Consider the following 13419-nt stretch of genomic DNA (forward strand, 5'->3'; position numbering starts at 1 on the left):
CGCTCCCACCAACCACCAACAACTAACAAATAACTAATAATATAAAGAGTGCTTTACATTTATTTACTATAAACAATGGCAAGAGATTTACGGGGATTCATTAAAATTTTAGAAGAAAAGGGACAATTAAAGCGGATTTCTGCTTTAGTTGACCCAGATTTAGAAATTGCGGAAATTTCTAACCGAATGCTGCAAAAGGGTGGTCCGGGACTGTTATTTGAGAATGTCAAAGGTTCACCGTTTGCAGTAGCGGTGAATTTGATGGGAACAGTGGAAAGGATATGCTGGGCAATGAATATGCAGCATCCCCTAGAGTTGGAGGATTTGGGGAAAAAGTTAGCGATGCTGCAACAACCAAAGCCGCCAAAGAAGATTTCCCAAGCGATAGACTTTGGTAAAGTGCTGTTTGATGTCCTGAAAGCGAAACCGGGACGGGACTTTTTCCCTGCTTGTCAGCAAGTTGTCATCCAAGGCGACGAGTTGGATTTAAATAAGTTACCGTTGATACGTCCCTATGTCGGTGATGCTGGCAAAATTATCACGCTGGGGCTGGTAATTACAAAGGATTGTGAGACAGGTACGCCGAATGTCGGTGTGTATCGCTTGCAACTGCAATCTCCGAACACGATGACAGTTCATTGGTTATCGGTGCGGGGTGGGGCAAGACATTTGCGAAAAGCTGCCGAACGTGGTCAAAAATTAGAAGTAGCGATCGCTCTGGGGGTAGATCCTTTAATTATCATGGCAGCTGCCACGCCGATTCCGGTAGACTTATCAGAATGGCTGTTTGCTGGACTTTACGGCGGTTCTGGGGTAAGTTTGGCGAAGTGTAAAACCGTAGATTTGGAAGTTCCCGCAGATTCAGAATTTGTGCTGGAAGGAACAATTACACCAGGGGAAGTTTTACCTGATGGTCCCTTTGGCGATCATATGGGATATTACGGTGGTGTAGAAGATTCGCCGTTAATTCGCTTTCAATGCATAACACACCGCAAAGATCCGATTTACTTAACAACATTTAGCGGTCGTCCACCCAAAGAAGAAGCAATGATGGCGATCGCACTCAATCGCATTTACACCCCGATTTTACGGCAACAAGTCTCAGAAATTGTTGACTTCTTCTTACCAATGGAAGCGCTATCTTACAAAGCGGCAATTATATCTATTGATAAAGCATATCCCGGACAAGCGCGACGGGCAGCTTTAGCGTTTTGGAGTGCTTTGCCACAATTCACATACACCAAATTTGTGATTGTTGTCGATAAAGATATAAATATTCGCGATCCGCGTCAAGTCGTGTGGGCAATTAGTTCTAAAGTAGATCCTACACGGGACGTATTTATTTTACCGAATACGCCTTTTGATACTTTAGATTTTGCCAGCGAAAAAATCGGTTTAGGCGGAAGAATGGGAATTGATGCTACTACGAAGATTCCCCCAGAAACCGAACATGAATGGGGGGCACCTTTAGAATCGGATGCAGATATAGCAGCGATGGTAGAAAGACGATGGGCAGAATATGGTTTAGCAGATTTGCAATTAGGAGAAGTTGATCCGAATTTATTCGGGTACGATATGAGGTAGAACCCCACCCCCAACCCCCTCCCCGCAAGCGAGGAGGGGGCTATGAAATATTTTTTAAATTTTCGTTAAGTATATACTTACACAATGCCAAGTTTAATTATTTTGGCTTTTTATTTGGGATTTGATACAATCTGTAACAACACTAAATATTAATTTTTTACATCGTTATACACAGAATTCTGGGTATAACGATGTCACAAAATCACGAAGATTGTCTTGCCCTGCTTGAGCAAATTCGCTGGAGTGGAAAGCCAAAGTGTCCTTATTGTGAATCAACCAACGCTACTGCATACAATAATGAGCGCAGATATCATTGTAATGCTTGCTACATTTCATATAGTGTTACAGTAGGTACTCTTTTTCACAAAACTCATGTAGAATTACAAAAGTGGTTTGTAGCGATTGACCTTGTGTTGAATTCACCGAAGGGTATCACTGTGCGTCAGCTAGCCAAAGAAATTGGGGTTAATAAGAATACAGCCTGCTACATGATTGAGCGTATTCGGAAAGCGATGGATGAGGAACCAGGATTAGTTCAAGCATTGATCAAGCTTTATGAAGTTTAGATTAGATATACCAAACACTGTATTTTAAAAGGAAATTGCATCTATGAAAAAACAAAATAAACTGGTTGTATGGTTGAAATCTTTGCCAGTAGCTGTAATTTTTCTGCTTTGGTTACTGAACGCCAACAAATTTATCTATGCTCAAATATCTTCTCCAACTGCTATTCCAACTTTATCTCTAAGTAATACTGCAAGCCAAAATCAAACATCATCTAGCGTTGAACCTAAACAGGATTCGCAACTTATTGCTGCTATTGCTGCCTTTGGTAGTTTACTATCTGGAATTGCCGCAATTCTTGCTCTTAGAAAGTCACAGAATAATGAGAAAATTAACGACTTATTATCCAAGCAAATATTCAAGTATTTTGATTCTCTGATAAAACAAAGTAAAGATCCAATAGAAAAAAAAAGGCTGTTAGACCAGAAAAAATTTTTTGAAGAGGAACTCAGAGCATTAACAAAAAGATCGGATGCTAGCAAAAAGGCTGGAAAATGGCTAAAAGATCGTAGAGAACGATTGGCAGAGGAAGCAGTCCAACATGCTTTATCCGATAAATTTATTACCAACAAGGATATCAAAGAGAAATTATATTCACATCTCAATGACTACCTGCATGGAATTCAAGAATCTCTTCTTGAAATTTGCGATACTGATTACATTGATGAATTAGTAAATGAGTTAGCTAGTCACCATGTGTTAGACAGCAGCGATTATAAGAAAGCACTCCAATTTCTTATCAATGACAAAATTCCTGAAAGTAACTTGTCTCTAGATTCACAAGAGGAACTAAAAAATTATTTTGATTATTTAATTCGTAGCCTACCCTAACTTTTGCTTTGTTTTGAAGGGCGATTATCACGGGCAATTTGAATTTTACGTTGCTTTTCCACTTCTAAGGTTTCTACAAATTTAGATATTTGTTGAATAGCGGCATCTAGTTGAGCGATTGCTTTCTGATTTGCCTCCTTTACTATCTTTTCATAATCGCTATCTTTATTTGGAGTTTTGATTTGGATAAAATTTTGCTTTTCCTTCTCAAAAAATTTTTGTAGCTTCAGTAAGTAATCTTTATAAGATTGAAATAGGGTCTGCTCTGTCATTTGGAAATCCAGTATTATGATTTTTTCTATAAAATTATCTACATAAAATATTATTGATTGCCTCATAGAAAGTCACTACCGCTAACTAGGACACTAGTTTATTTATGCGTTTAGTTAAAGGTAAAATTAGAAAGCCTGAAGTATTGTCAAGAGTGTCTGTTTGCACCCCCCAAAAACCCCAAAAAACCCTCTCACCATCGCATCCTTAGCCCCCTCCTCGCTTGCGGGGAGGGGGTTGGGGGTGGGGTTCTATCTATGCAACCAAACTGCAATCCCCTCCAACACCCCCTCAATCAAGAGTAAAACATCCTCATTCCTAAACCGCACCACTCGCAACCCCAAAGATTCCAAAAATTCTTGACGGATTGCATCTTCCTCTTGCGTATAGTCGTGAATTCCCCCATCCACCTCCACAACTAACTGCGCTTCCGCACAATAAAAATCCACAAGAAAACGGTCAATTGCGTGTTGACGGCGAAACTTGAACCCCAAAAGTTGCTTTTGTCTCAACTTTTGCCAAAGCAGCTTTTCGGCTGGGGTAGGTTCACATCGCATCTGTCGCGCTAGTGGCTTGAGTTTCTCCCAGAGTTCTGGCGGGGTTTGCCAAGGCACCGGAACCCCACCCCCTAACCCCCTCCCCGCTTGCGGGGAGGGGGGATTGGAGTTGTTTAGAGGGTTTGGCTTGGGGTTTTGATGTTGAGTCATTGGCTGGTGGTTAGAGTAATGAACATTTTTTTATTGTTCCCAGCACAACGGAACTAAAATACCATCGCACCCCTACGTGCCCCTGAAAATGACAAAGCTCTTCTATCATGCATAATTTTGGTATTGTCATGAAGAAATTAGGACACAAAAGTGAAAAATCAAGCATCAAAGCTAACAATCGGATTAGCAATCAGTTTTATGAGTGCGATCGCCAATACTGCTATAGCTAATCAAATAGTTTTCGCCCAAGCAACCAAGCAACAAAAGTGTGATATTTCTGTTTATGTCACCGACAAAGATCCCCAAGGATTAAATGTGCGGAATGGCGCAAGTTCCAATAACAGAATTTTAGGAAAAGTACCTGGTAACGAGACAGTTCAAATCATCGCTACTTCCGGAAGTTGGGCACAGATAAAAAATATAGGTAGCGGTTTTAAAGGAACTGGTTGGGCATATTTACCAAACTTAGGCATATCGACGCGGGGCTACAATACAAATGGCGTAAATATTTACACCAGCACCAATCCAACAAGTCGTAAATTAGGCAGAGTTCCCGCTAATACCAGTGTTAAATTATTGGGCTGTCAGGGACAATGGGCGCAAGTCGAATATAAAGGTATTAAGGGTTGGTTGGCTAGGCTTGACCAATGTGGTGCAGCCCTTACCAGTTGTTCTTAAAATTCAAATCCTCACCCCCTCAAAGCCAACAATGAGGGGGCTAGAAGGAATATTCCTCAAATAATACAACGCAAATTATCTAAACATGTTAACCGATTAATTTTCTTTAACACAAAGCAACACCCGCATTACCGAGTTCTCCTCGGAAACGTTTTTTTGATAAACTCGATACCAAATCTGGCGATAAATTGTGCCTTTCAAAATCCAGTGCTGGCATTGTTTGCCAGCAGTTGCGGCAAAAGTAGTAAACTTCGGAACCACGTATATGTCGCAAAAGTAATCCAGAACAGCAAGGACAGTTATTCATGATTTGTCAAACTTCTAATAATAAAGGTGTGAATTCTAAATTAGAGCGATCGCCTATGCAGCAAATTAAGTAAGTTGGTTGAAATAAAGTTAAATATTCACTTCATTTAAGTCCACGTACTTAGCTCTTTTTTCAGAATAACTATCAAATTTGAGGAACTTGTGAGGAAAGCTTTGATTTTTTATAAAGATTTGTAAAGGCAACTTCTTAATTGAAGACTCAATGATAAATATAGAGTAAATGTAATGATTGTTTCGTATAAATATTTACGAAAAATTTTGATTAAGCATTGCAAAGATTTATGCGATAATGAAAATAATCGGATAATCTCTGCAATTTAGTAGCTTTTAACGTTCGCTACAAACAAAGCTTTATCCTGCTACAGGCAACTACAAACTGAAAATTGGCACAATCAAACGATACAGCTTGACAACGAAAATGCCGCTTAATGGATTGTGCTGCACTTTTTGCTTGGTACTTGATGCTACTTGAGGCAATGCGAATTGTCGTCTCGCCTAAGTTTGTGTCTGTGGCGTGCAGGTTTTTCTGCCCTTGGGCTAACTCCGGACAAGAATGGACAGCCTTCACGACTAGGGTATCGTTGGTCCAAGCGGATCTTTAAAACGAACGCTTGTGCCATTCTTGTCTATCTTTAATGAAACCCTAATCGCCTTGCTAATCTTCGCCTTACACCCTTGCACCCGCCTCAAAAAAGCTTTCGACTCGAATCAGTCAACATTTATTTTACATAGTTTTGTTAATCTAGAGAAATTATTCATTTTTTTTGTTGTAACTTTTATAACGAATAGAAAAATACCACTTTAGATACTCAATTAAAGCTTGACACCAGTAAATTTTTGTGTATATACTCCGCTTTGAGCTGTGTTGCCTGGGCTAGACTCGGCATTCGTCATTTAATCTACGGCAATAAAGCCGTAGATTACAAACCTTTTTCTTCTTTATAGCTAGCATCAGCATCAAACGGTATTATATAACGGTAATTATCATTATAAAAACCCTCTTTTTGCCTTGATTTGACAAAAAAACAATTTTTGGAGACATAAATTGGACATTTCCTAACTTTCTTAACTAAATATTTTTTGCAAATGATTCTTCATACTTTGCTGCCAAGTTGGAAATTACCTGAGAAATCAACGTGAGAAAATGTAATCTTATTCTCATAATAATCTGTTGCACATTTAACTTTCGTGCAGAATACATTAGTTATTTATTAACTGTTTATTAACAGAAGTTATGCATGAAAGCAATAAGTAATGAAGGAAGGTAGAATAAAATTAGAAGCAGATAAGTTGCTTTTTCTGCTGAAAAAAGTTAAGAATTAATGTTATTTTTTCTTGACTGTGGACTTTAGGATCTTTCCTTAGTTGCTGAAGACAATTTGCTATTAAAGTGAGAACAAACCCATAGATTAGAAGAATGCCAATTCGCCTAAAAAACATTCCCGATTTAAAATATAGAGGTATCAATGACTATTACTACTTTTAACAAAGAAACAAATCAAGATAAAATACTTAAGGAGAAACCACGTAGGCAAGGGCAACGCCTTATGAACACTGGTGTCGAAAGTGAAAATACCAATAAACCAAATACTTCAGCTGACCAATTGATTTGCAATAGCTCAAATCGCGGTCGAGTGGCGATTTTTATTGATGGCTCAAACTTATTTCATACAGCTTTGCAACTCGGCATTGAAATTGACTATGCTAAATTACTCTGCCATTTGACTCAAGATGCAAGATTATTACGTGCTTTCTTTTACAGTGGAATGGAGCGCGGCAATGACAAGCAACAGGGTTTTCTCTTCTGGATGCGTCGCAATGGTTATCGCGTAGTCACCAAAGAGCTAATTTCGCTTCCGGATGGTTCTAAAAAATCAAATCTGGATGTAGAAATTGCTGTAGATATGATAACTTTATCACCCTACTACGATACTGCGGTCTTAGTCGGTGGGCATGGAGATTTGGCTTACGCGGTTAATGCTTTGAGCTACAAAGGAGTTCGGGTTGAAGTCGTCAGCTTGCGCGGAATCAGTAGCGACAGCTTGATTGATGTTGCTGACTGCTTCATTGACCTTGATAGCATTAAACAATATATTCAAAAAGATCCTCATTCTGGCTATAATTATCGATCGCTCTCAAACTCCAGCCTTTAAGAAGCAATCAACGATTGCCACCGTCGGCAATAAAATCACTCTGACTCAAAAATTTCACGCGTCCCGGTTTACCAAAATTGCAGCTTGAGCGTTTTCCCTAGTAAAATGACAACCGGGGAAATCTCTCTGTAGCCAGATGGACATTTTAATTGTTGAAGATGAACTAGAAATCGCTCAATTAATCCAACTTTCTTTAGAAAAAGAAGGATTTTCCTGTCGCATTAGTCGCGATGGTATAAATGCCTTAAGGATGTTTCAAGAGCAACCACCAGATTTAATCATCCTAGATTTAATGATTCCTGGTTTGGATGGGCTGGAAGTTTGTGCCAGAATTCGTCAGAAACCTGGTGCAAAAGATCCTTATATTTTAATGCTCACCGCCAAAGGCGAGGAAATCGATCGCGTAATTGGCTTATCTACTGGTGCTGATGACTACATGGTAAAACCATTCAGCCCTAGAGAGTTAGTTGCTAGAGTCAGAGCATTATTACGGCGCAGTCTCCGCCAAGGGGGACAAAATCAGGTGTACCGTACACAAAATTTTATCGTAGATGTAGAGCAGCGCACCGCCAGCCGCCAAAAAAATTCTCAGGAATTGGAAATTTTGGACTTAACTACCTTAGAATTTAACTTATTAAGCACCTTTGTCAGCAATCCGGGTCGAGTTTGGAACCGCAGCCAGCTAATTGACAAACTTTGGGGTGATAACTTTTTTGGTGATGAGCGGGTGGTAGATACTCATGTTGCTCGCTTGCGGAAAAAAATTGAGCCTGACCTTGCTCACCCTAGTTTTATTAAAACTGTTGTTGGGGTAGGCTATAAATTTGAAGATGCCCCTGTGGTTTAGATGAAAATAAGCTCCAGGAAAACGAAATCTTTGCCTTTGGCATCGCGCCTATTTTTCTCCCACTTAGTAGTGATGATGGTGGGGGTAGCTAGTCTCGTCATCATCAGCAAAGTTTCTTCACCCCGCTTTTTTGTCCTGCACTTAGAAAAACTAGAACATCGAGGTATCAACTTAATCGATGTCCGTACTGATTTGGTTGATGGATTTGAAATTGCTTGGCGACGAAGTACTCTCTGGTCAGTCTTGGTGGGGACTACAGCTGCTGGGGGATTGAGTTACTGGGTTTCTAAACGAATTATGCAGCAGTTGACGGAAATTGAACAAATTACTCAAAAGATTGCTGCCGGTCAGCTTGATGAAAGACTACCTTTATCTGGTGTCCCCGAACTAAATCGACTGAGTGCTTCTTTTAACCGAATGGCAGCAAGTTTGGAAGGAGTAGAAGCGCGACGCCGAGAATTAATTCAAGACATGACCCATGAACTGCGGACACCTCTAACAGTTGTGCGCGGTTACTTAGAAGAACTTGCCGATGGCGGAATTAAGCCGACTCCTGAGATTTATCAACGGTTAACAAAAGAAACTAAGCGTTTAGAAAGGTTAGTCAACGATTTGCAAGAACTTTCTAAAGCAGAAGCTGGTTATTTGCCAGTTAATATCCAACCAATGAATCTGCGTCCGTTATTAGAGTCATTAGTAGAGAAATTTGCCGACCAGTTGCTAGAAGATGGTCCAGTTCTGCGTTTAGAATGTCCCTTACAGTTGCCTTTTGTTTTGGCGGATATTGACCGCACAGAACAAATTTTGGTCAATTTGCTGGGGAATGCGGTGCGTTATACTCCTACAGGTTCGATTATTATTCGTGTTTGGACTGAAGAATCAAAACTTTGGATTGCAGTTATTGATACAGGTATTGGGATTGCCGCATCCGATTTACCTCATGTGTTTGAGCGCTTTTGGCGAACCGATACTTCACGCGATCGCTATTCTGGAGGAACTGGTATTGGTTTAACTATCTCCCGCAGTTTGGTGGAACTGCAAAGCGGTCAAATTGAGGTAGAAAGCGAACTCGGGTCTGGGAGTACGTTTCGTTTTTCGCTGCCTTTAGCTTGACGCTGCAAATATATTTGACGATACAACTTATTGACACAAGCTAGCCACAGTCACGTCATATCCAGTTGCTAGCTTGAAAGTATAGAAAATAATGCTTCTAACTTCTCACAAATATTAGAGGTAATTACTACTTTATGCGTAATTCTGTCATTATAAGCCAAATCTTAGCACAAAAAACGAAGCTGCATGTTACGCTTTATTTCCTCTTGCTCGGTAGAAACTCAGTATAACAGACTTTCATTGTGTAATCTATTTTTCAATTAACATACACCCTTTCTCAATATGTCTACTTTTTTCTTTGCTGGATTTTTTGTTAGTGTACTAACTTTATTTGGTTGTGCAGCGATCGCTTACCTGTTTCCGCAAGATCGTTCCAGGTAAGTAACTCATAATACCTTTTTTCCATCACTCCCTTGGACTGAACCTGGACAAAAATGAGACGGTTCCTTGTTTTTTAGATCCGCGATACCCAACGATACCCTAGTCGTGAAGGCTGTCCATTTTTGTCTATCGTTTGTGAAACCCACCATATCTGATAAACTTCATTGCCTTGCGTCATCATGTGATGGCGCATTTTCGCTTTCTTGTCAAAAATAATTCTCGTTTTTAATATTGTTGCGAATATTTATATACACATTTGATAATCATTTTTGGTGCTACAAGCTGCATTCAACTTGTAATCAGCATTTTTATTCAGACAAATGTCAAACTTTATACTTTTATTAAAGTGCCAAAATGGCAACATGGATTTGTTTTTTTAGTTATGCTGGAAACTTATCAACAAAAGCGAATCTACGAGTATTTTATACCAAAAAATAAAAAATATAAAACACTATTTTAGAAGCCACACACCTTGTTAATCGGATTGTTTCATCAATTGTATCTAACTATTTTTCACAGTAAGACTACGAAAACCGAGAGCAATAAACAAAACCATATATTTGTTTGTATATGAACAAAGTGCAGCCTGTGAAAATCAAACCCTGATTGGCGATTACTGACAAGGGCAATTAAGGAAAATTTTTACTTAAGTTTATCTGCTACCCGTATAAAAATTTTTATACACGCAGTAATTTAACAAAATATGTAGCAGTACTTTGTTTAAATTAGACTAACAGTAGATAAATTTTCTGCCAGAAACACTTTAAAATTTTGATAATAACAAGATTGAGCTAGTTAAAATCATCAGTATAATTGCTAGCCAATTGAGTAATATAACAAAATAAGTGTAAGTACTGATTTATATGTATTAGGTTTTCTACTAACATTTATCTTATTGAAAAATGTATCATTGAGATCAAACTCAAAAATTAACTACCGCTGTTCAAACATATGAATGTCCCCCGACAAAATCGTGTAATAATTTCCTCAAAATCATTTTTGGTAAATATTAAATACAATTAGGAGTGCTAACAGTGCATAAGATTCAATTAGCTTTAGTTATTAGTTACCTGTTGATGACCTGCTATTTTTTTAGCAATTGGCTGAGATTTACCTTACGTCATCCCAGTTCTTCGCCAGAAGATAAGTTTTTATCTTTGGTAATGTTTTTTATCTCGACTGCATTATGGCCTCTACTTCTTCCCCTGAATTGTCTACAAATGATTAAAACACGGGAATTAGAGTTTAGTGCTGTGTTTCCTGTGATATTAGCAGCGTTTGCGTTTAGTGTTTCGTTCTATCTGAGTTGAATGCATTCATTTGTGTTGTGGTATAAATTTCTGCGTTTGACACAATATCATTGCCGAAATTTTCACTCCTTTATCTAGGGATTAAGCGGACGTGATAAGTGCGTCATTAAATGGGGACAGATCAGAGAATAGTGATAATAGATCAAGCCAATATTCAGTCAAGTTGGAAGTGGCAACTACATCTGTTTATTTTACTTTCCCCCTCGCCTCATCTTTAGCCGAAAATTAGACCAACTTGCTTTTCGTAATTTTACAGTGAGTATTTACGTTCACGTCACTACTCAGCCTGGAAGCCGTAACGAGACAGTCTAGGCATCTACCATCCTGATTTATGCGTTACCTAAAAAAGCATCAATAACGATAAAAGCGATCGCGATTGCATTTATAAGCGCGATCGCTTTTTAATAAAAGCACAATTCAATCAGGACTTGATTCCTGGTGCGATCGCGAAGAATTAAGATTATTTTCATCTTTAGATGCTGTAATTGCATCTAATCTCTGTAATAATAATTCTTCCATTCGTTGCAGTCGCTGTTGCTGGTCTTTCACCAACTGCGTCAACTCGACAATTTCCACTTCCCGCAAAATATTCATTTTATCTTGCAGCAGCTCAACTTCTAGTTCGGCTTTCACATTCACCTGATAGTCATGTTCAGAACGCTCTCGATCAATGTTAGACTGCCGATTTTGACTCATCATGATAATTGGTGCGGTGTATGCTGCTTGAAATGACAGCATCAGGTTAAGCAAAATGAAGGGATAAGGGTCCCAATGCTGAATTGTGGCAATAACGTTCAGAGTAATCCACAACGAGAGCAGGATACTTTGAATGATGATAAATCGCCAAGAGCCAACTGTAGAAGCCACAGTATCAGCCACGCGATCGCCCATCGTCATCTTACTCTTAGGAGGGTGTCGTGCTGGCTGGCGATCGCGCAACCGTTGCAGCATCTGAAATTCTTCTTTACTAACGCGAGGACGCATCCATTTTGGCTGACGCATAGCTCAACACCTGTAAGGGGAAGGGGAAAGGGGAAAGGGGAAAGGGGAAAGGGGAAAGGGGTATGAAAGAAAATGCATTCCTTTACACACTCATAGTGCATTTATAGAATGAGTGCAAGAGGTTTATTAATCACTTACAGCATAGAAAAAAATAGGGACAGGCAAAACATGCCTATCCCAGGAAATTTATAGAGGGGGGGAGTGGGGAGAGGGGGGGATGGGGGGATGGGGAGACAAGGAGATGGGGAGAAAGAATTGTCACCTTGTCCCCTTGTCCCCTTGTCACCTTGTCCCCTTGTCCCCTTGTCTCCCTTGTCCCCCTTGTCTCCTTGTCCCCTTGTCCCCTTGTCACCTTGTCCCTTGCAAAAACCTATTGCGCTTGTTGCTCAGGGAAAGCACCAGGACGCACAGATAAGTTGATTTTCTGCCCGTTGCGACGCAATTCTAGGCGCACATCAGTGCCGATTTGACTATTTTCTACTGCCTGTTGTATGCTGGCAGAATCGGCAACTGATTGACCATTTAGTTTTTGGATCACATCACCAGCACGTATTCCCGATGTTGCAGCTGGTGAATTAGGCACAACTTTAACCACTAACACACCTTTATCTTCATTCACGGTCAAACCGCTATTGGGATCTGAGTTGATGTTTTGCTTTAACTCAGGTGTCAAAGCCTGCATCTGAATTCCCAAATAAGGATGTTGTACTTTACCTGTACTTATGAGTTGATTGGAAATGCGTTGCGCTGTGTTGATGGGAATCGCAAAACCTAGTCCTTGCGCTCCTTGAATTATAGCAGTATTCATGCCAATTACCTCGCCACGGGCATTTAGCAGAGGTCCGCCAGAGTTACCTGGGTTAATTGCGGCATCTGTTTGAATATATTGTACTCGGCGATCGGGTGCGCCAATTTGATTGCTAGTGCGTCCGGTAGCGCTGATGATGCCGGTAGTTACGGTATTGTCAAGACCAAGGGGATTACCGATCGCGATCGCCCATTGTCCTGGTTGTAGCTGGTCTGAGTTACCCAATTTCAATGTTGGCAAATTTTCGGCTTGAATCTTGACAACAGCGACATCTGTTAACTCATCTTTACCCATCACCTTACCTTGGAAGCTGCGCCCATCTTTGAGTATTACCTTCACCTTATCTGCACCATCTACCACATGGGCATTGGTCAAAATGCGACCATCAGCACCGATAATGAAACCAGAGCCTGTACCCCGTTGTACCCGATTTTCTGGTGAAGTTGGTAGTTGAGATCCAAAGAAGCGTCGGAAAGCTGGATCGTTAAATTCTTCTGGTAACTGGGTTTTTACAGTCCGGGAAGCCTCAATTCGTACCACCGCTGTACCGACGTTTTGCACAACCCCGGTGATAAAGTTAGGATCTGTGGAAGCAGGTAAAGGAGGGGCAGCATTTACCGGACTCACTGCCAACTTAGATGCGCTTTGAGATATGTCCTGCTGGTGCGACGCCAAATAACCGCCGGCAAATGTCATACCCGATCCCAGCAGCACCAACGATAGATTAAAAGCTGTTTTCTTCCAAGGTGCAGCGTTAGGGGTTTTTTGAGAATAAGTGTTAAATTTATCTTTGTCTTGTGGCTGGTTTTGCATTTGTCTGGAAAGATATAAGGTTATCTAGATA

14 protein-coding genes are annotated in these 13419 nt (G+C 40.1%); 7 read left to right on the forward strand and 7 right to left on the reverse strand.

Going from position 1 to position 13419, the window contains the following annotated elements; translation table 11 throughout:
• Window positions 1-75: 75 nt before the first annotated feature.
• From PI95_RS13860 to PI95_RS13870, 3 genes are all read left to right on the forward strand, one after another.
• Entirely contained in the window at window positions 76-1584 is a 1509-nt protein-coding gene (locus tag PI95_RS13860) for a UbiD family decarboxylase (protein ID WP_039747720.1), read from the forward strand.
• Between the two features lie 191 nt (window positions 1585-1775).
• The gene (locus tag PI95_RS13865; protein ID WP_039747721.1) at window positions 1776-2150 is read left to right on the forward strand and encodes a transposase; all 375 of its coding nucleotides are present in this window, start codon (window positions 1776-1778) and stop codon (window positions 2148-2150) included.
• A gap of 43 nt (window positions 2151-2193) precedes the next feature.
• Entirely contained in the window at window positions 2194-2979 is a 786-nt protein-coding gene (locus PI95_RS13870) for a hypothetical protein (protein ID WP_039747723.1), read from the forward strand.
• Here PI95_RS13870 and PI95_RS13875 read toward each other — a convergent pair.
• The gene (locus tag PI95_RS13875) at window positions 2976-3317 is read right to left on the reverse strand and encodes a hypothetical protein (protein WP_163518878.1); all 342 of its coding nucleotides are present in this window, start codon (window positions 3315-3317) and stop codon (window positions 2976-2978) included. The genes PI95_RS13870 and PI95_RS13875 overlap by 4 nt on opposite strands.
• A 183-nt stretch (window positions 3318-3500) precedes the next feature.
• Window positions 3501-3956 (reverse strand): endonuclease domain-containing protein, encoded by a 456-nt coding sequence (locus tag PI95_RS13880; RefSeq protein ID WP_163518879.1) that lies wholly within the window; start codon window positions 3954-3956, stop codon window positions 3501-3503.
• A gap of 150 nt (window positions 3957-4106) precedes the next feature.
• Between PI95_RS13880 and PI95_RS13885 the strand changes: the two genes are divergently transcribed.
• The gene (locus PI95_RS13885; RefSeq protein WP_039747727.1) at window positions 4107-4634 is read left to right on the forward strand and encodes an SH3 domain-containing protein; all 528 of its coding nucleotides are present in this window, start codon (window positions 4107-4109) and stop codon (window positions 4632-4634) included.
• Between the two features lie 106 nt (window positions 4635-4740).
• On the opposite strand, the gene PI95_RS13890 is transcribed toward PI95_RS13885, so the two are convergent.
• Both PI95_RS13890 and PI95_RS13895 read right to left on the reverse strand, forming a co-directional pair.
• The gene (locus PI95_RS13890) at window positions 4741-4941 is read right to left on the reverse strand and encodes a hypothetical protein (protein WP_089127712.1); all 201 of its coding nucleotides are present in this window, start codon (window positions 4939-4941) and stop codon (window positions 4741-4743) included.
• Between the two features lie 357 nt (window positions 4942-5298).
• Window positions 5299-5529, reverse strand: coding sequence for a hypothetical protein (locus PI95_RS13895; RefSeq protein ID WP_163518880.1), 231 nt, complete (start codon window positions 5527-5529; stop codon window positions 5299-5301).
• Window positions 5530-6427: 898 nt separating this feature from the next.
• Here PI95_RS13895 and PI95_RS13900 point away from each other — a divergent pair.
• The 3 genes from PI95_RS13900 (at window position 6428) to PI95_RS13910 (ending at window position 9074) form a co-directional block, all read left to right on the forward strand.
• On the forward strand, window positions 6428-7114 hold the full coding sequence (locus PI95_RS13900) for a LabA-like NYN domain-containing protein (RefSeq protein ID WP_039747730.1): 687 nt from the start codon (window positions 6428-6430) through the stop codon (window positions 7112-7114).
• 136 nt (window positions 7115-7250) lie between these two features.
• The gene (locus tag PI95_RS13905) at window positions 7251-7961 is read left to right on the forward strand and encodes a response regulator transcription factor (protein WP_039747732.1); all 711 of its coding nucleotides are present in this window, start codon (window positions 7251-7253) and stop codon (window positions 7959-7961) included.
• On the forward strand, window positions 7962-9074 hold the full coding sequence (locus PI95_RS13910; protein WP_039747734.1) for a sensor histidine kinase: 1113 nt from the start codon (window positions 7962-7964) through the stop codon (window positions 9072-9074).
• Window positions 9075-11182: 2108 nt separating this feature from the next.
• Here PI95_RS13910 and PI95_RS13915 read toward each other — a convergent pair.
• The 3 genes from PI95_RS13915 to PI95_RS13925 form a co-directional block, all read right to left on the reverse strand.
• Window positions 11183-11767, reverse strand: coding sequence for a DUF1003 domain-containing protein (locus tag PI95_RS13915; RefSeq protein WP_052325229.1), 585 nt, complete (start codon window positions 11765-11767; stop codon window positions 11183-11185).
• 172 nt (window positions 11768-11939) lie between these two features.
• Window positions 11940-12119, reverse strand: coding sequence for a hypothetical protein (locus tag PI95_RS13920; protein ID WP_163518881.1), 180 nt, complete (start codon window positions 12117-12119; stop codon window positions 11940-11942).
• 18 nt (window positions 12120-12137) lie between these two features.
• Entirely contained in the window at window positions 12138-13388 is a 1251-nt protein-coding gene (locus PI95_RS13925) for an HhoA/HhoB/HtrA family serine endopeptidase (protein ID WP_039747737.1), read from the reverse strand.
• Window positions 13389-13419: the final 31 nt, after the last annotated feature.

It is taken from the genome of Hassallia byssoidea VB512170 (assembly GCF_000817785.2).
Classification (GTDB): domain Bacteria; phylum Cyanobacteriota; class Cyanobacteriia; order Cyanobacteriales; family Nostocaceae; genus Hassallia; species Hassallia carrinoi.